Origin of the sequence: Sphingobacterium sp. SG20118 (assembly GCF_044740685.1) — a bacterium.
GTDB lineage: Bacteria > Bacteroidota > Bacteroidia > Sphingobacteriales > Sphingobacteriaceae > Sphingobacterium.
The window spans coordinates 2,001,139-2,020,898 of the sequence record NZ_CP172826.1 but is presented as its reverse complement, the minus strand read 5'-3'; the positions used below and the strand labels follow the sequence as shown (position 1 = coordinate 2,020,898).

16 protein-coding genes are annotated in these 19,760 nt (G+C 37.1%); 4 read left to right on the top strand and 12 right to left on the bottom strand.

The window, feature by feature from the left end:
- Nucleotides 1–15: 15 nt before the first annotated feature.
- From ACFX5U_RS09390 to ACFX5U_RS09380, 3 genes are read right to left on the bottom strand one after another with little or no spacing between them, the layout of a single operon-like run.
- Nucleotides 16–3,201 carry a response regulator gene (locus tag ACFX5U_RS09390; RefSeq protein ID WP_400263248.1) on the bottom strand — a complete coding sequence of 1,062 codons (3,186 nt, stop codon included), beginning with the start codon at nt 3,199–3,201 and terminating at the stop codon, nt 16–18.
- 4 nt (nt 3,202–3,205) lie between these two features.
- Nucleotides 3,206–3,604 (bottom strand): CHASE3 domain-containing protein, encoded by a 399-nt coding sequence (locus tag ACFX5U_RS09385; RefSeq protein WP_400263247.1) that lies wholly within the window; start codon nt 3,602–3,604, stop codon nt 3,206–3,208.
- A gap of 3 nt (nt 3,605–3,607) precedes the next feature.
- On the bottom strand, nt 3,608–5,074 hold the full coding sequence (locus tag ACFX5U_RS09380; protein ID WP_400263246.1) for an ATP-binding protein: 1,467 nt from the start codon (nt 5,072–5,074) through the stop codon (nt 3,608–3,610).
- Nucleotides 5,075–5,485: 411 nt separating this feature from the next.
- On the opposite strand from ACFX5U_RS09380, the gene ACFX5U_RS09375 reads away from it, so the two are divergent.
- Together ACFX5U_RS09375 and ACFX5U_RS09370 are read left to right on the top strand one after the other, a co-directional pair.
- The gene (locus ACFX5U_RS09375) at nt 5,486–6,691 is read left to right on the top strand and encodes a glycosyltransferase family 4 protein (RefSeq protein WP_400263245.1); all 1,206 of its coding nucleotides are present in this window, start codon (nt 5,486–5,488) and stop codon (nt 6,689–6,691) included.
- 26 nt (nt 6,692–6,717) lie between these two features.
- Nucleotides 6,718–6,885: a hypothetical protein gene (locus ACFX5U_RS09370; RefSeq protein ID WP_158500282.1), complete on the top strand. Its 168-nt coding sequence runs from the start codon at nt 6,718–6,720 to the stop codon at nt 6,883–6,885.
- A 233-nt stretch (nt 6,886–7,118) separates the two neighbouring features.
- On the opposite strand, the gene ACFX5U_RS09365 is transcribed toward ACFX5U_RS09370, so the two are convergent.
- Nucleotides 7,119–7,625, bottom strand: a complete 507-nt coding sequence (locus tag ACFX5U_RS09365) for a sigma-70 family RNA polymerase sigma factor (RefSeq protein ID WP_038698054.1) — start codon at nt 7,623–7,625, stop codon at nt 7,119–7,121.
- A gap of 882 nt (nt 7,626–8,507) precedes the next feature.
- Between ACFX5U_RS09365 and ACFX5U_RS09360 the strand changes: the two genes are divergently transcribed.
- Complete coding sequence (locus tag ACFX5U_RS09360; RefSeq protein WP_144243300.1) at nt 8,508–8,660, top strand: lmo0937 family membrane protein; 153 nt, start codon at nt 8,508–8,510, stop codon at nt 8,658–8,660.
- A 745-nt stretch (nt 8,661–9,405) separates the two neighbouring features.
- On the opposite strand, the gene ACFX5U_RS09355 is transcribed toward ACFX5U_RS09360, so the two are convergent.
- The 4 genes from ACFX5U_RS09355 to ACFX5U_RS09340 form a co-directional block, all read right to left on the bottom strand.
- Entirely contained in the window at nt 9,406–10,035 is a 630-nt protein-coding gene (locus ACFX5U_RS09355; RefSeq protein ID WP_038698052.1) for a hypothetical protein, read from the bottom strand.
- A gap of 112 nt (nt 10,036–10,147) precedes the next feature.
- Nucleotides 10,148–10,954, bottom strand: coding sequence for a class I SAM-dependent methyltransferase (locus tag ACFX5U_RS09350; protein ID WP_400263244.1), 807 nt, complete (start codon nt 10,952–10,954; stop codon nt 10,148–10,150).
- A 42-nt stretch (nt 10,955–10,996) separates the two neighbouring features.
- Entirely contained in the window at nt 10,997–11,776 is a 780-nt protein-coding gene (locus ACFX5U_RS09345) for a hypothetical protein (protein ID WP_400263243.1), read from the bottom strand.
- A gap of 36 nt (nt 11,777–11,812) precedes the next feature.
- Nucleotides 11,813–12,070 carry a hypothetical protein gene (locus ACFX5U_RS09340; protein WP_400263242.1) on the bottom strand — a complete coding sequence of 86 codons (258 nt, stop codon included), beginning with the start codon at nt 12,068–12,070 and terminating at the stop codon, nt 11,813–11,815.
- Nucleotides 12,071–12,150: 80 nt separating this feature from the next.
- Between ACFX5U_RS09340 and ACFX5U_RS09335 the strand changes: the two genes are divergently transcribed.
- Nucleotides 12,151–12,894 (top strand): DUF1080 domain-containing protein, encoded by a 744-nt coding sequence (locus ACFX5U_RS09335; RefSeq protein WP_400263241.1) that lies wholly within the window; start codon nt 12,151–12,153, stop codon nt 12,892–12,894.
- A 133-nt stretch (nt 12,895–13,027) separates the two neighbouring features.
- On the opposite strand, the gene ACFX5U_RS09330 is transcribed toward ACFX5U_RS09335, so the two are convergent.
- The 4 genes from ACFX5U_RS09330 to ACFX5U_RS09315 form a co-directional block, all read right to left on the bottom strand.
- Nucleotides 13,028–13,204 carry a quinol oxidase subunit 4 gene (locus ACFX5U_RS09330; protein WP_200878631.1) on the bottom strand — a complete coding sequence of 59 codons (177 nt, stop codon included), beginning with the start codon at nt 13,202–13,204 and terminating at the stop codon, nt 13,028–13,030.
- A 105-nt stretch (nt 13,205–13,309) separates the two neighbouring features.
- Nucleotides 13,310–14,224, bottom strand: a complete 915-nt coding sequence (locus ACFX5U_RS09325) for a hypothetical protein (protein ID WP_400263240.1) — start codon at nt 14,222–14,224, stop codon at nt 13,310–13,312.
- Nucleotides 14,225–14,582: 358 nt separating this feature from the next.
- Complete coding sequence (locus ACFX5U_RS09320) at nt 14,583–16,352, bottom strand: RagB/SusD family nutrient uptake outer membrane protein (protein WP_400263239.1); 1,770 nt, start codon at nt 16,350–16,352, stop codon at nt 14,583–14,585.
- 80 nt (nt 16,353–16,432) lie between these two features.
- Nucleotides 16,433–19,756, bottom strand: a complete 3,324-nt coding sequence (locus tag ACFX5U_RS09315) for a SusC/RagA family TonB-linked outer membrane protein (protein WP_400263238.1) — start codon at nt 19,754–19,756, stop codon at nt 16,433–16,435.
- Nucleotides 19,757–19,760 lie beyond the last annotated feature (4 nt).

Sequence of the window (19,760 nt, the reverse complement as noted above, 5' to 3'; positions counted from 1 at the left end):
CTTGTTATTTTTTACTTAATTATCATACAACCATACACGCAATAAAGATAGCAATTGGTCGGTATCTACAGGTTTAGAAATATAATCTGAAGCTCCCGCCACAATGCATTTCTCCCGGTCACCTGTCATTGCTTTTGCTGTCACGGCCATTATCGGCAATTTGGTATATTGCGGATTTTTGCGAATCAGCCTGGTCGTTTCATAACCATCCATCTCCGGCATCATCATATCCATCAGCACTATCGATACATCGGGATGGTTGTCCAGTTGCACTAATGCTTCTTTTCCATTTGTGGCCGAAATAATCTGCATTTGATATTTCTCCAAAGCTTTCGAAAGCGAAAATATATTCCGAACATCATCATCAGCAATCAACACCTTCTTACCAGTTAAAACCTCACTTAAGGAGCCCAATTTATTCGCTTTCCTTTTTTGCACATCAGCTGTTTTTTCTTCCACCAAGTGTAGAAAAAGCCCCACTTCATCTAAAATCCGCTGATAAGAATGAGCCGTTTTTATTACAATAGAATCGGCGTATTGTTTTATTTTAACTTCCTCTGCATGGGACAGGTTTTTTCCAGTGAAAATGATAATCGGTAAATTTTCTAGACCTGCATTATTTTTAATTGCTTCTAGCGTTTCATAACCAATCTTGTCGGGCACGCCCATATCCAAGATTACACAGTTGACGGAATCCGAGCTTAGTGCTTGAACACTTTCATCCACATTTGTTTTGATTTCTGCAACTATATTAAAGTTACTCAGAAAGTAAGAAAGAGCAGAGGCATGTTTAGGGTTCTCCTCTACGATGAGCACCTTTTTCGGATAACGTGTCAATGCTTCTTCTATTTTTTTAAACATCTGCCCGAGCTGCTCGATAGCAACGGGTTTATTGATAAAATCAATAGCTCCTTTCAGTAAACTTTCTTTCTTGACATGTAATGATGACATAATATGGACCGGAATATGGCGAGTCGTTGGATTATTTTTTATTTCATCCATCACTTGCCAACCATCTTTAATTGGTAATTGGATGTCTAATAGAATGGCCAATGGAAGGTACCGTGCAGCAAATTCAGCAGCAATATCACCCCTAACGACAACCACTCCCTTATATTGCTGCTGGCGCGTATATTTTAACAACGCTTTGGCAAAATTGGTATCATCCTCTACGATAAGAATTACCTTATCACCCTTCACAATATTGTCTCGATCATCCTCCACTTCTTCTGGGATGTCATATACCACATTACTATTTGGTGATTGGGCCACCATGGTTACAATCTCATTGACATCTGAGGCAATGATATCTATCAGTTCCTCGGAAGTTGGTTTTACTGTATCGGCTATTTTCGTTTTTGGTAAAATCAAAGTGAACGTACTGCCTGCTCCTTCTTTACTGACCAATAAAATCTTTCCACCCAATAATCGCGCTATTTCCCTACTGATGGAAAGTCCCAATCCAGTACCGCCAAATTTACGACGTGTAGATCCATCTGCCTGTTGAAAAGCTTCAAATATTACCTTTTGTTTTTCCTCTGCTATCCCTATTCCTGTATCCTTAACAGCAAAAATCATGTTATCGAAATTTTCTGTAATTGTAAGTGTAATTGTACCACTGGCTGTAAACTTAATGGCATTGGACAACAAATTTCTCAGGATCTGATCAAGTCTTAACCGATCAGTTTCAAGTGATTCAGATATATCAGTAGGCAAAATGATATCAAGTTCGAGGGATTTTTCTTTTACAATAGGTAAAAATAAACTTTTCAAATCATGTGTGATATCGTTTAATTTTACCAGTTGATAATCGAGCTCCATCTTACCAGACTCTATCTTTGATAGGTCCAATATCTCATCAATCAGACTCAAGAGACTCGTTCCCGAACTTTGGATCACTTTAGCCGATTCAATCTGATCTTCATTCAGATTGCCATCAGTGTCTTCCGACATCAGTCGTGATAGAAGAAGGATCGAATTCAAAGGAGTCCTGAGTTCATGCGACATATTGGCTAAGAATTCGGACTTATATTTTGTACTCAGGGCCAGCTCTTCTGCTTTATGTTGTATCTCTAGGTTTCGTTCTGCAATGAGATGATTTTTTTCTTCCAGCAATTTGGAACGCTCTTCCAGCTCTTGATTAGACTGAACGAGTTCCTCTTGCTGAACACGCAATTCCTCTTCGGAGGACTGAAGTTTTTGAGTTTGCGCTTCGAGTTCTGTATTTAAATTTTCCAGTTCTGCATGTTGAGCCTGTAGTTCTTCTGTCTGTGTTTGCGTTTCTTCTAAAAGTTGTTGCACCTGATCACGACTTTTAGCAGCAGCAACTGCAATACCTATATTTCGGGTAGCCTCTATAAAAAATGGTAATTTCACATTTTCAAAAGGGTTTATAGATCCCAACTCGATTACACCTATACAATGGTAATCAACAAACACAGGTAATAAAAGCACATGACCTATCCGCAACTGCCCACTTGCAAAACTCACGATATAATCGTTATTATTAAGATTTTCAAAGCGTTTCACCTTACCTTCTTTAAAAACCTGCCCAACCATTCCTTCCCCAGGTGCTAGCGTTTTAACTATATTTTTTTCCAGACCATATGCATACTTCAAGACAATCTGCTCTGACTCCCATAAATAAAAAGCACCATTTGTACAGTTACCATAGGTGATGAGCTGATTTAGAGAATCTGACACTAAAATATCTTCCGTTTTATTTCCTACAAGAACTTCATTGAGCTTGGCTAGTCCCGTTTGTCGCCATTCGTTATTATTCAAATCGTCAAAAGATCGTTGAAGAGCGCGTGCCATCTGATTTAAAGAGCCACCTAAACTTCCAAGATCATCTTGTTCTACGTCATTGACATTGACAGTATAATCTCCTCCAGCTATCTGGTTGGCAATTCGTTGCGTTACTTTCAACCGTCGGCCTATCTCTTTATCCTTATCTTTCAATGATTGTTGCAATTTTTCCCGTTGATTGAAATCTGTACGGATGCGCAAGTAAAATATGATGGTAATCAGCAATGAAAAAATCGCTGCGATAACTATAAAAATAGAAGTATAGAAAGACGATTTGTTAAGTTCATTAGCACGCTTATCCAACAATACTTCCTCGGCATCGATGAAACGGGCAATCATGACCCTACAACTATCCATATAATTTTTGCCCTCTTCCAATTGAGCTAAGGTCACTTGCTTACCTTGTTTTTTTTTCTTCTACAAGATGCGTTAAGATATCCAATCGTGATTTTACAAAAAAAGAAAGACTGTCAGCGACTAATCTTTGCTCTGGATTATCAGCAACCAGTTCTTTAGTCCGATTTAGAGATTGTGGCAACAGCTCTAAACTATTTTGATAAGGGGCTAAAAAAGATTCTTTGCCAGTAAGGTGATAGCCCCTTTGGCCTGTCTCTGCATTTTGTAGGTTACTGAGGATACGGTTAGCCGAAGCTATAACACGGCGACTATGATCAACTTTCGTACGACTGTTGATCTGTTCTTTTATACTGATATAAGACGCTGTGGAACTTGTTAATAACAGCAGCAAGGAAAATCCGAAGCCAATCTGTAGATTTCTTAAAAAGGGTTTAGACATTTCTTAGTTGAGAGGTAAAGTAAAATAAAAAGTCGATCCTTGTCCCAAATTGCTTTGGACACCCACTGTACCATTATGTTGTTTAATGATTTCTGAACAGATATAAAGACCAATCCCTAATCCTTGAAACCGAACAGAGGATTCCTCCACACGATAGAATTTACTGAAAATATTCTGCTGCTTATGCTCTGGAATACCAATTCCAAAATCGATTACAGACACTTTCAGTTGATTATCAAGCCAATCTGTCTTCACAATAATCCGATCTGAATTAGGTGCATATTTAATAGCATTGGTCAAATAATTGATCAGGACCTGCTCAATTCTAATCTCGTCTCCTAAAAACAGCCGTTCTATCATATCCCCTTCTCTTTGAATATCAAGGTTATTATTGTCATGTGTTTGGTAAATAATATCTATGGCATTTGTTAGTAAGCTTTCAAAATCAAAACTTTTTTTGGTAATCTTCAATTTTCCATTTTCGATCTTGGAGATATCCAAAAGATCAGTAATAAGCGCATTCAATTTGCATACTTGAGATTGCACTCTATTGATGTACTTTCCTGCTGATTCATCATCGTTGGTATTAATGGTTCTTTCCAGCAATTGCGCATAAGCCTTAATACTGGTCAATGGAGTCTTAAGTTCATGACTTGCGATACTCAAAAATTCATCCTTTTTCTTTTCGATTTGTTTTTGATCGTCAATATCCGTAAAGGTTCCTACCCACTTAATCTGATTATTCTTTTCTTTAATTGGAATGATCCGCAATAAATGATACCTAAAAATCTCAGCCTTCTTTTCCTTAATCCGAACCTCCATTTCGACAGGCGCCTCAGCCGCTATTGACGTTAACCACGCAGCTCTGATATCAGCATCATTAACATGTGTTTCGGGAAATAGGGTCGATTCGGCATAGGCCAACCATTTACTATTAACAAATTCAATATGCCCTTCCTCATTTGCTGTAAAAGCAAGTTGTGGAAGAGATTCCAAAATAGAATGCAAGTAATCTACCTGTTCTTTAAGTTCTTGCTGCGCTTTTTTCCGCTCTTCTATTTCCGATCGAAGCACATTCTGAATTTCGTTCAAGGCAAGGGTCTGCTCATACAAACGATAAAAGGTTTTAACTTTCAACATCAGAATATCAGGATCAATAGGCTTGGTAACATAATCAATTCCCCCTGAAGCATATCCTTTTGTGATGAACTTTTTATCTTTATTTACTGCAGATAAAAAAATAATGGGGACATCTTTCGTTTTATTAAAACCAGATAGCGTTTCTGCGACTTCAAACCCATCTATACCGGGCATCTGAACATCCAGAATGATTAAAGCATAATCATTCTTCAACACCTTCTTAAGGGCTTCCTCTCCAGATAGCGCTGTATCCACCAAAAAATTTTTGGATTCCAGTAATTTCTTCAGTGAATAGATATTCGCTTCTTGGTCATCAACAATTAAAATCATAGTTAGTTTAATTCTTTTTCCTTTGCAAAATACAGTGCCTCTGACATAGGTCTTCGAATGATAAAGTTTAAAAATAGCATTTTATTTTTTAATAATGACTGCCTATTATCGAGTGACCTTGACCAATATAGCACGCTCTATATTCTTCCATCCCATTTTCCTCAATAAGTGTGGTCAAAATCATGATTTATTGAATTACAAGAAATATTAGAAATTAACAATTAAAAAAATTCATAAAATAAATAGTAATTGATGTTTATACCTGCTCTAAAAGAATTAATGCCTGTTTGTTTATTATGCGTCATAGCAGTGGAACATAACTTGGTTTTGTTTTGTTATATATACTAAACAGAAGCATAAAAAAAAGATGCTCATAAGCAATGCAGTCATTGACAATTTACTTTTTTAGATATGAAAATAGCTATCATCGGGACATACCCACCAAGGCAGTGTGGTATCGCTACATTTACGCAGGATCTCTTTCGTTCATTGGCAGCCAATGCTATAGATAAACACGGAATATTCGCCATCTCCGATGGTTCCGAGTATGTTTTCCCCCAAGAGGTTGTATTTATCATAGACAAAGAAAATATAAACAGTTATTTTGCTGCAGCACAACTCATCAATGAAAGGTATGATGCCTGTATCATTCAGCATGAGTATGGTATTTTTGGAGGAGAAACCGGCAAATATATCATCGATTTATTAGTGAAACTAAAAGTTCCTGTTATAACCAATCTACATACCGTACTTCAAGCCCCCCATCCCAATGAATATCGCATTCTCAATCAACTGGCTAAACTTAGTACGAAAATTACCGTCATGACACAAAAAGCGGTAGAGATGTTAGAAAACATCTTCCATATCGACAAAGAGGTTGTATCCGTCATTCCTCACGGAGTACCGCGTTTTGATGGTAATCAAAGCTTGGCGAAAAAGAAATTGGGGTTGGAACATAAAAAAATCATGCTCAGTTTTGGGTTTGTCGGTAGAAGTAAAGGACTGGAAACTGCGATTAAAGCCATAGCAAAAATCCAAGAGGAAAATTTCGTTTATATAATATTAGGCTCTACACATCCCAATACACTTCGGGAAGAGGGGGAATCTTACAGAAATACACTCATGGATCTCGTTATGACTCTCGGTATCGGGCATAAAGTTCAATTTGTTAATCATTTTGCGACAGAGGAATTATTGAAACAATACCTCACAGCCTGCGATATTTATGTGACCCCTTATCCAAATGAAAACCAAATCAGTAGTGGCACGTTATCTTTTGCCCTCGGGGCTGGAGCAGCTGTGATTTCCACACCATACCGTTATGCTACCGATTTACTCGCAGATAATAGAGGGCTTTTTTTTCCATTCAATGATTCAGATGCTCTTGCAACCGTTATCAATGGATTATTAGAAAACCCATATAAGCTAGAACGGTACCGAAATAATGCGGCTCAATATGGTAAGCAAATGTTATGGGAAACAGTCGGAAAACGACAGTTGGAACTTGTTGAAAATTTATGTACGAAAAAAGCATCATCAACAATATGTTTGGAAAGAGATGACCAAAAGCATACAATTACGTCATTATTTAAGAATCAAAATCGATTATCTTCTTAAAATAAATATCATTCAATACAAAACTCATGAAAAAACAAACATTCAAATCAGAATCAGAAAAATTAAAGAAGAAAAAAAATATTGCTGACCGCCCACAGACCAAAGTAAAGAGCGATACCGGCTCACAGTCTGAAAAAGATACAAATCCCCTACCTCCCAATCCGAACCAGGTAGATAATCATGATGATAAATAGCGAGCTTAGCTTGCATAAAGAAAAAGTTAATTCTAACTTAGGCTGGGGATGCAAGTAGATTATATCAGTTTCTGAAAATCTTTTTGATTCACAGAAACCTAGCTCTTTCGTCAATAGACCCGAGTTGGTCGACTTAGCTTCTAACAGATGATGCCAATGATGAAAAATAAAGGGCTATTCACAATTTTAAAAAATGAATAGCCCTTTTATTTTAAACCTGTAAAATAATCTTATTAATTCTTATAATTTGCCAAACTCCCTTTTAGTTTTTTACGCGCAATATGGATACGCGTCTTAACCGTCCCTATTGGAATATTGAGGTGCTCTGCAATTTCATTATACTTATACCCCTCAAATAGCATGGTAAAAGGCACATAAAATCCTTCATCCAATTCATTCAATGCATTTTGAATATCTTCTGATATAAATTTTTCTTCTCCACCATTACTTACAGACGAAAAATAGAGATTAGCAGGACCTATCTCATCTTCTGTTGTAATAAAAGAGCGGCTTTTAGTAACACGTCTATAATTGTTGATAAAGGTATTGCGCATAATAGTATAAAGCCAAGCTTTCAGGTTTGACCCCTCTTGAAAATTACGAAAATAACTTACCGCTTTAAGCATCGTGTCCTGTAGTAAATCGTTGACTTCGTCATGATCATTAGTGAAACGTAGGGCAAAACCTTTAAGCTCATTTGTCTGCTCGATTACTTTCATGTTAAATTCTGTCTTCGTCATAAGGATAGTTTTTTTTCGTACCTGCGTACTTTAATGTTAATACTTATTAAATTAAACGGGCAAAATCAATGTGATTTAAGTCACACTATAGAGTGCTGCTTAATATAAGACAAACAGCATGCTATTTATGCCTGAATAAATCCTAAAAAACAGGTATTAATACGAATTGAATCGTAGGGTATGTAGAAAATTATAATTTATTACACGGTAGGCCTTCTTTTTTGGGGGGCATTTATACGCTTTTCTTGGGTATTTAACAAGCGTGCAGCCCCAAATATAAGTCAATCCTGTATCTCAGTAAAAAATGGTACTTTAAAAACACGGAGTTGACTGTCTACTTCTGTGTACAAAACTTGGAAAAAACCTATTTTCAAAAAATCACATTCAAATTAATTTCATTATTAACAAAAAAATGACCAGGTCGTTATTTTAAAAGTTTGTATACCTCGTGGTTTGTCTATCCTTTAATTTTATACATATCATACAGTATTAATCTCGGCTTTCTCGTTTAAATTGGGTCAAAACTCAATTTATACGGGTTTTCTGTTAAATTCAAAACCAACAAGGCACTGTGGTGTTATAATGTAAACATTTCAATCTATTATTGAATTTGGATATGAACTTTAACACAGATACATTATTCAATGCTGAGATAGCATTATTATTAGCAATCTTTTAAGGTGAAAAACGTAATATTTTTAGAGTTGGCTATTAGTTTTCTATAGGTAAATCTTTACTAAACGTCTTACCAAATAACATATCTGTCTGCCAAATTCTTTTATAAATATAAAATTCATTTTTGTCAGTGTACTGAAATGTATTACGTGAAATTAATAATATAAAATAAGGAAGTCTATTAAATCAAAAAAATATATAAATATTATGGGAAATTTATTATACATCATCGCTGTTATTTTAGTCATTATTTGGGCTATTAGTTTTTTAGGAGGCTTCTTTACTGGGGGTATCATCCATGCCTTATTAGTCATCGCCATTATCGTTATTTTACTACGAGTAATTCGGGGTAATGTATAATAAATAATATTAACATCAATTGACTAGACAATTTACAAGAACTTCGAGATTAGTATTTTGCACTCCCCTATCTAATCTCGAGGAAATTGTCTAGTTTTTTCAAAAAAAAGCCATGCAATTGCTCACATGACTCTTTCTCTACTTGTAAATAAACTTAACCCACTAAAAATCTTATTGCAGCATACACTTTGCTGCTTAATACACTTGGTCCATAGCTTGCGTCATTTAGACAAAATAGTTTGTAATATAGGAGAAATCAATCAGCATTTCATCCGTAATAACATCTCAATACATAGCTATTTTTACAAATATAGAAAATATTTTATCAATTTTTCCCATATAAAGGAAAATTAATTTTTATAGATTTGTTTATTTGACTTTTATAAAAATTTATCCAAAGAATAGTGGTTGTTTTTATTATGAATACTTTTATAATTGACAAAGTCCTACAGCCAGTTCAAAACTTCCGATTTTCCTGAACATCAATTAAAACATCCTTTTATTAAGCTTCAGGACGCATTTGAGGGAACAACAATACTTCTTGAATAGTCGTTTGACCTGCTAGTAACATCGTGAGTCAATCTATACCAATACCCATTCTCTTTAAACAAAGAACTTACTGGGCAATGGACTTCTTGGGATGAGTATACCAAAGAAAAAAATCATGACCATCCTACAATTATTTTTTATCCACTTCGTAATATGGATAGTATTTAATTATATATACAATGCTAATCTGGATCAATTATCTCTTTACTTTTCGATACACACGATTTCCATTTCCAGTAATCTCATTGTCTCCAGAACGACGCAAAGTTAATGTGGTAAAACCTATTTGATATTTGAAGTTATGATTTTTTTCGTCATACTTCATCGCCTTCTTGCCTAAGAAACTACCAACATAATAATAGGTATCCCCTTCTTTTATGATATTAAAAGGATCTTCTTGTGCAACGTCACTCTTCCAGCCACCGACAAAGAAATCTGGATTATAGTAAGAAGCAATATACGTTTTTCGTTGCTCCGCTTCTTCTTTACTTATCCGCGTCATCTCTTCGGACTTATTCCCCATACTCACCTTGAGCATACCGGTTTCTTCTTGAAGATTCATAACAATAGCAACAGTAGCTAATCCATTGGAAATCTCTGCTTTTAATGTTTTATCTTCCTTATTATAACTGGCGGGTACTTCGATGTTTTCCGCAATTAAATAAAGTTTCTGTCCATCTTTTCTGATTTCGACGGCTTCAGTAAGCTTTTTGTCTTTTTCAACCCAATAACCGATATAGTTGTCTCCTGTGGGTTGCGAGCACGAACTTAATAGCCAAATTATACTACCTGTTATTATCGTTTTGAATGTTAGATTATTTATCATTTATAATTTTTTAGATGTTATCGATTTCTCGTTATTACAATTACTGATTATTGTCTACTTGCATTGCTGGTAGTATTTCAATGAAACCATAGTGCGGTATATCGTATCATTTCTATACTCCTTTCTTTGTCGCAACTAACGCATAAACCATTGGAATTTTATTACCCAAATGTGCAATCCTATATTTTTTTGGTGCCAGTTCAATTGTATTATTGAAACAATTATAGGGTGAATAATCAAACTCTTCGAAAGTGTTGATTTCAAATCCATAATTTATCAAGCTACTCATCACTTCACTAAGTCCGTGATTCCACATAACATACTCTTGTGTGATGTCTGCAGACCGGTCAGCATACGTGCCACTTTCTGTTTCTAAGAGTGCACCTGAATTAAAATAACTATACCCTACTTTTTCAAAGCTGTCGTCAAACATCCACACAACTGGATGAAACTCCACAAAAACGAACTTTCCTCCAGGTTTTAAATATTTGGCGATAATTTGAGCCCATTTATCAAGATCTGGCAACCACCCAATGGTACCATAACTCGTGTAAACAATGTCAAACCGCTGTTGCAAATGGTTTGGTAAATCGTAAATATCACAACAGATAAATTGTGTATTCGAATTTGTATCGGCGGCAATCCTCCTTGCATTTAAAATGGCTTTATCTGCTAAATCAACACCTGTCACGCTAGCTCCAAGTCTACTCAGTGAAATTGTATCTTGACCGAAATGGCATTGCAGGTGCAGAATAGTCTTTTCTTTTACATCTCCGAGGAGTGCTAGTTCAATGTCATTAAGTGATGTTTCCCCTTTCAAAAAACTGTCCAAATCGTAAAATTCAGACTTTAAATGTGCGTCTGTCCTGTTATTCCAAGACTGTCGGTTTATGGCAATGTAATTGTCTATCGGATTCATTAAATCTGCTATTCTATAAAAATAAATGATGGATGTATCGCATTACTGACCAGCATAAATAGCGACCCCATTTTCTAATAAAACATATCCCTTCCAAGCAGATAGCGTAAAGTTTTTAGATACCCAATTACCTTCTCCTGATTTTTCCAATACAATACCTGTGTTGGATTTTGGTAGAAAAATTTCAGCTTTGGTATTATCTGAACTGAATATTAAATAGGCAGCGATTCCGTCAATCCTCGCACCGTTTTCTAAGGGATTTAGCTTAGTTTTTAAGGTCGCCAATGTTAAACAAGATTGTTCTATCTCAGAATATACTTTTCCCTCCTCATACAAGCAAGCTACTCGTTGTTTAGGACATTCGCTTTTTACGAGTGGCATAGTCGATACAAATTGTATACTATCTATGTCTTTAAAAGCCGTACCTTCAGGATTCAACTCACCATATCCTTCAATAAGCGTATCTCCGTTTACTTTAAAAGCAATTTGTCGAATCGATTGAATTCCCTCAGATTGAAAAGTATAATCTGCGACAAAAATACCGTTCTTTAATTGTCCTATAAAGCTCCCCGAGTTTTTATCCTTTTCTGCCAAAGCATAAGTTAGATTTCCCTTAACCTCGTTCTCATGCACATTCTCGGTGATTTCCAAAGAGATCGTGCTTTTATTATCGTCAAAAACATAACATCCTAAATTAATTGGGCTTATACTCACTTCAGAAACCTCCTGCGTCTCAGCATTGGAATTTTTTGTTGTTGACTCCTTATTTCTGCAGCCTATTATTGTCAATAATACAAATGATAATACGATTAGCTTTTTCATATTTCCTATTTCTAAGTGTAATCAGTTTTTATAAATTTAATTTTTATTACTGACATATTGTATAAAATTAGCTTTTTGTTGCCCTATCTCATCGGCTGAATTCATTTTTACAACAATAATATACTGTCTTTTATGCTTTTGATTTCTTAGTAAATCCTTATATTGTATCAAAAGCTCACCTATAATTTTTATAAATATTACATTGATTTTTTTAAAATAGTTGACGATTGGATACGCGTTTATAGATTTTTGATTTATTTCATGAGAAGAAATCATTTCATCCCAGCTATACATGAATAACAACAAAATCTTAGTAAATCATATTACATTTATAGATGATTTCATATATTTACGTATAATCAATCAATTAAAACATGAACAGAATATACAAAACCTCTGGTATCCTTTGCTTGAGTTTAATCAGCACCCTAACCTATGCGCAGACCAAGTTCCAACCGCAGGACACCGAATTCTATACCCCGATTATCCGAACGGTGACTACTTCAAAAAATCAAGCTCCTTCAGATGCTATCGTGCTTTTTGATGGTACTAACCTCAACCAATGGGTAAGTGCAAAAGACATACAGAGCAAAGCTCCATGGAATATCGAAAATGGCATATTGACGTGTACGCCACAATCTGGGGATATTCAAACAAAAGAAAACTTTGAAGACTTCCAACTGCATATCGAATGGAAAAGTCCGGAGGTAATTAAGGGCGAAGGCCAAGGACGTGGAAATAGCGGTATATTTTTACAAGGACATTACGAAATACAGGTGTTGGACAACAACAATAATCCTACCTACGTAAACGGTCAAGCTGGCTCGATATACAAACAACAACCTCCACTTGTATCTGCAGTGAAATCTGCTGGACAATGGCATACCTATGATATCTTATATACTGCACCTCGATTCAACGCAGATGGTATTTTAATAAAAAAAGGTATTGTAACCATCTTGCACAATGGTGTAGTGGTACAGTACAATACGCAGATCGAAGGAACTACAGAATACATCGGATTGCCAAAAACCTTGGTTCATGGCCCTGGCCCAATCGTATTACAGGACCACGGCGATAAGGTCAGCTTCCGCAATATCTGGATCAGACGCCTTTAAAATACTATACCTTAAAAAAGGGGGCGAATTTATGCAAATTCACCCCCTTTTTTAAGGTAATTTTATAATAAAATACCCATGATTTCATTTGAACTTATTGCATCTTTTCTAATACTTTACACAATCCAATAAATCAATTCTTTTTTCTATGTTGCTGCCCAGGAGCATAAGGTTTGGCAGATTTTGAACCTGTTATTTTTTTTGCTTGCCCTGGAGGAACCTTACCGCTATTTCCCGCTGTTCTAATGCTATAACATGAAGTGGTGAGGAGGATTGTTGCCAAACCGAATATTAAACATATCTTTTTCATATTTAAATTTAAGTATATAATTATCTATTAACGTGCCAAACAGCCATGAATGAGTAATATCTGTTATTAAAGTGCGTAGAACAAATCTTAAAATTAGCCTAAACACTATAAACTTACATCTGTAGAATTTCTGATTTGAATACCGTATCTATCTTTCAGTTCATCAAACTGCTTTAAAGTATCCTTTTCAAAACCAGAAATTGGCGACATACAATCGACCAATAGCGTAATGCGTGAAGTAATAGCCCTGTTATCGGCAAAATGTTCGAGAATTTGTAAGGTTGAGGCTAATACGCAGTGACTAGAAGCTTCGCCTGCGATATAAATAGCATCATACTGGCCTACGGCATCCAATACCGTTTGGTTGATATAATTATCGTTATCATACTCCGCCTTAATGATTCCGTACATTTCGGTATACGGGTTTTGCCCTTTATAAACTAATATCGGTCGGGTCTTACGTGCCGCTGCGTGGAAGTAAAGCATATACGTAAATTGGCTTTCGAGCATAGCACCATATGTTCCCTCTAGACAGTGATGAGGCCATATACAAAGCTGTTTTCTATCTGACAATTCTAAATTACGGAGGTACGCTAGCGAGCGTTCTGATTCTCCATTTGCAACACTCCATAGACCATTTACAACGTCGGTATAGGTAATAGTGGTAAAGGGATCGGGGTGCCTGCCCTCTTGATCTAGCCACCATCCTGGGTGAAATATCTGCAACAATGAATGACAATCAAGACTACATATAACCTGAGTCAACGACGCCACATTACGATACATCCATTGCGTCAGGCGTTGTACATCACCTTTCGAACCTGCTACAGGAAGACTACCGATGTTTTCCATAAAATCATTTTGTACATCAATTGCTAAAAGAAGCGTCCTTTTCTCATCGGCAGCAGCAGGAGAGAAACTTTCATGTCCTGCAAGTGACAGGATTTCAGGAATATTCCCTCGTGCCTCAGGAGAAGCAATATACTGGCTGTCGACTATTTGTTCATATGTTGTTTTCATTTCGTGCAAAAAATATTAATCTATAAATTGAAAATCGATGTTACCGATCAAAATAACCGACCAACTCATTTTGAGCTTTTTTGTTCAAGTATAATTACTAAGTAAAGATGATTAATCGTTTTTATATATACAATAATTCCGGATGAAAACAGACGATAAGCTAGTTTAACCTCTGCTATACCTGCCACAAGTATGATAAGGACGATTGTTTTTAAATGATGGATTGTTTATCCTCAAGTAAAGCAAAAAATAGGCTGTCATCATTCGACAACAGCCTACCCTTCTTGATATTATTTCTGAATAACGATATTTCACTTTAAAATAGCATAATTATAATATAATATGCATTAAAATCAAATTATTCCATAGTCGGATTGAATGTCCCGCCCCAGTCCTTATTTTGTTGAATTTTACTATTCTTATCAATAACAGATTGTGCTATTGGAAAGAAATAATAAGTATCGGGTACCAGGTTCACCTTATTTCCTGTATTAGGAACCTGCAATACGCTATATTTAAATTGATTTTCTTTCAAATTGTAACTTTTAGCCAAATCAACAGCTACATCCAAATCCATCTCAGTTCCATTATCGTTGATAGCAATTGCCTCTACTCCATATTTAGTTGTATTATTGAGGGTATTCAATTTACGTGCTCTTCTCAAATCCCAGAATCGATGTCCTTCAAAACAGAACTCGATATTACGTTCCGCCAAGATTGCATCTCGCATTTCCGAACGATTGGAAGCCGTGATACCATATTTCCCATCAGAGCCAATTTCGATTCCTGCGCGTTGGCGGATTTGTTTCATAATATCCAAAGCGGTATTGAAGTCGCCGGTTTCGTTTGCTGTTTCGGCATAATTCATCATCACCTCTGCAAAGCGCATCAATACAAAATCAACATCATATTGAGTCTCCACCTCTGTTTGTTTCAAGGAGAGTTTAGAATTTTTAAGAATAAAAAAACCACTATAGCGACTTAAGTTCTCCGATGGCGTTTTAGCTTTTGGATTGACCCCAAAATTATCCAGATCGGCCGCTATACCCACAGAAGTGTACTGTCTCTTACCTGCTTTTCCAGAGACTTCATAAATTTTTCCATTCCAAACGATGGATTTATCAAATCTAGGATCTCTATTTTCCCAATAAGATTGTAAGAAATCATCATTGGTCTTATGGTATTTCCCTGTTGCATCTGAAAAAAGTTTACCATCTTTCATAGGGAAAGTCTTTACAAAATCCCAAGAAGGCACTGCTGATGCAGGTCCGCGGCTTTCCGAACCCGGTCGAACACCATTATCCCAATTGGCGACCTTATTGGGGTAGGAATTTATAACTGCAAAGACAACCTCTGGTCCCTTTTCCTGAATCGCAATCTGTGCATAGTCTTCAGTTAAAGCATAACCATTAGCTTTCAATCGATCGTACGCCGTTTTATTGGCTGCATGAGCTTCTGTCCAATAAGCATTGCCATAAGGGTTTGATGGGTTAAATTGCGGCGAGGCTTTATATAGCAACACTTTGGCTTTAAATGCTACAGCAAAATTGCCATCAATACGTCCATAATCTTCCGAACCCTTTTCTATTGTAGCCGGTAGTAGTGCGATTGCAGCATCCAAGTCCTTAATCAGCAAATCAAAACATTCTTTAGTTGTATTTCTAGGCGTCTGCAAATCGTCCTTTTTCAAATCTTGCGGAACCGTGATATAGGGAACTCCTCCATGATGCCTCACCATATTGAAATACATATAGGCTCTCATGAATAATGCCTGACCCAATACCGAATTTTTCACATCAGAACTTAAGCCTGTACTTTCGTTAACCTTATGAATAGCTGTATTGATTTTTCTAATTGTTGTGTAGTCCCATGCCTTATAGGCTGTATTATTTACAGTCACAGCATCCAAGGGAAATGAAATATCCACCAATTGTTCTGAGTTACCATCAGCACCTGCAATCCAGTTCCCAAACAACGGATAGAGATTGGTAATATAGGCATTGACTAAATTAGGATCATTCCACACCTTGCTTTCATCGAGTGAATTGAGATCATCGATATCAAGCACATTTTTACAAGATGATGTGGCCAGTAAAAGGGCTATTATGGGATAAAATATAATTTTCATTAGAATAAAATTTAGTAATAATAGTAGAACATTCACGAGCATATGTCCACGCAATGGTGGCATAAACTTGCATACTCCATTTAAAATTTAATGTCCAAACCTAATGTGAACGTTTTCATGACGGGATAAGAGTCATACATTTTTTGTTCTGGATCATGAAATTCCTTCATTGGTGATAGTACAAATAAATTTGTTCCATTAAAGAAAACGTTCACACTTTTTATCTTCATGGCATCGGAAACAGATTTTGGCAATCCATAAGAAATGTTCAAATCACGTAAACGTAAATATGCGCCATTACGTATCCAGAAACTCGAAGTACCAGTACCTGCCTCTGCCCAGTTTGAACCTACGACCCTTGGATATTGTGCGTCTTCATTTTCTGAAGTCCATACATCGCCAGCCCATATGGGATAATATGGTCGGAAAGCACCCCCATGCTGGCGCATTCCTCCTCCTTCTTGATTGCTGATGATCCGGTCATAGGCCAATACCCCCTGAAACAATGCTGAAACTGAAAACCCTTTCCAATTGGCATTCAACCCAAAGCCATAATTGATTCGGGGCGTATTGTTTTCAGAAAGCAACATCATATCGTTATCATCGATCTTCCCATCCGGTGTGTCCGAATAGTTGGCTCCTCGAATATCTTTATACATGATCATGCCCAAATATGGATCACGTCCGTAGGTTTTGAAACCTTGATCTTTCAGTGCATCGAGCTGCTGCTGTGTCCTCACTAGATCGACAGCCTCAAGACCGATGATTCGATTTTCTGGTCTTCCGATACGGGTCCTGAAATTTTGAGTCCCATCAGGGCCGTACGAAGGTTCTTCATCGTATATATCCCAACGGTCCTTTGCATACCCCATATTAGCAGTCAGGCCATACGATACTTCTCCTATACGATCATTCCAATTTAGGGATATCTCGCCACCTTTATAACTTCTTGCAGCATAATTCTCCGGAGCTAGTTCCCGGCCATAATTATCCGGAACAGTCAGCGACCGTGGACCCAAGATATCCGTTTCTTTACGGTTGAATACATCCAAAGAACCCGTCAATTTGTTATTGATAAAACCAAAATCTACACCAATATTGACACTCTTAGAAGTCGTCCACGTCAGGTTTTGAGTAGGAGTCGCACCATAAGCTACACCATTATAGTAGCGGTCTCCAAACATGTACCCGCCAGACGGTCTATATTTTTCTTGATAAAGAAATTGTCCAATTCTTTCGGCATTGACATTCAAATCATTTCCTGTAGTACCATAAGAAGCTCTAAGCTTCAAGTCACTGAAAGTGTTTTTAATATTGGAAAAGAAACCTTCTTCAGATACACGCCAGGCCGCAGATACGGATGGGAACAATCCCCAACGTTTGTCTCCTGGAAACAGCGGAGATCCATCATATCGGAACGAAAATTCTGCAATATACTTATCCGAATAATTATAGTTCGCTCGTCCGATGATCCCTCTTCTCGAATTGATACTTTCATATGCATTTGTCGATCTAAAATTACGATCTGTTGGATAGATGAACATCTGATCTAAACTCACAATTGGATTTTCAGCACGCGAATTCACATATGTACCTCCCGCTTTAAATTGTTCATAGACCAGTAAAGCGTCGATGGTATGTTTATTGAATTTCCGGTTATAGTTCAAGAACCAGTTGACTTGGTATTCCCATTCCCGCTCAGGAGAATAATCCATAAATGGCTGTGCCTGACTGAACGTAAATATATTCACCTTATCTTCAGAAGGAGGTGCGGGAATGAATCGATTACCATCAGGATTCAATGACGTGAACGTATAATTCTTCTGGAACGTCATGAATCGTTTCCGCATATAATCTTGTGCTAGATAACTACCGACCACTTTGGTAGACAAGCCCTCTACGAGTTTATCCAATTTATAATTTAGGGTCATAATCGGATTAACTTGTCGCACCTTACGGTCGATATAACGATCTCCCATCACTTGATCGATTACATTCCAAGCCTGCCAGCTTCCCATAGGAGTCTGGACTGGAAAATCCGTGCGCGAATTACTGGGAGAACCATCGGCATTGAGGTAAAATGGATACATCTTTGGCCAATTGAAAGTGACCCGATAAAAATCCGAAACATCAAAATCATCATCCTCTGCTGCAGTACTGAATGGCCAGTAAAACCGTTTAGAATTAGTCTGGTTGGCAGATATATTGACATCTATGGTAAAATCATCTGAAATTTTAGCGCTAACGTTACTTCTTAAATTGAACTTTTCGTGATCTAAAGATTGGTACGACCCATTTTCTTTACGGTAACTAACCAAATTATAATAGGTAATCCGATCTCCTCCACCGGCAACTGAAATTGATTGTCTATAGCTAAACGGATTCCTCCAGATCACATCATTGACGCTGTAATCTTTATCTTTAAAATAGTCGAACTCGGTCTGTCCATTAGGTGCTACCCAAGGCTTAGAACGATCTCCATTTTCCCAATTAAATTGAGAAACTCTATTTTGATAGGTCAACTCATCTGCTGCTGTAGTAATATCCGCCAAAAGTGTTTGAGTGGGTGCACCGAAAGTATAATTGCTTTGTACATTGAAAACAGGTTCTTGAGCAGACCCCTTTTTCGTTGTTACCACGACAACTCCATTTCCAGCTCGCGTACCATACACCGCAGCAGTAGCGGCATCCTTCAGAAAACTCATCTGATCGACCTCATTGGCCTCCAGAGCATCAAAAGCCGCTTTATCTCGAACGATTCCGTCGATAACATATAAGGGTTCTGCAAAGCTACCTCGTATACGCAAACTAGAAGAAGCCCCAGCCATACCGGAAGTATTGGTCACATTAATCCCTGCCGCTCGTCCTGCTAAGGTATTGGATAGATTTGAGGGAGCAATATTCTTCAATTGATCTGCATTAACAGAAGCGACCGAACCCGTTATGTTTGCTTTACGTTGCTTCCCATACCCTACTATGACTACCTCTTCCAGACTTTCTTGCTCTTGATCCAGTGCAACCGTTATGGCAACTTTATCCTTGGAGTCAATATTGTAATTATTGAGCACTTTGGTTTTAAAGCCCACATAGCTGATCGTGATGACATATCCCTGTCCTTCTGGAATGCGTTCAAATGAAAACATGCCATCATCATTTGTTGTATTGACCTGCTTAAATTTACTTGTCAGATTTTCAATACTAACAGTTGCTCCTGTAATTGGATGATTACTCGCATCCCTGACCACGCCGTTAACGGAAGCTGTCGATTGTGCAAATCCGACCTGGCAACTCATGCTAACAAGACCCAGCACACCCAAGCGAAGGACCCAGTTAGTCTGAGGGTTCCTAGTCCTCAGGAACAGCATCGTCATCAATTGATGCTTTTTGGAAAAAAAAATGTTCATAATT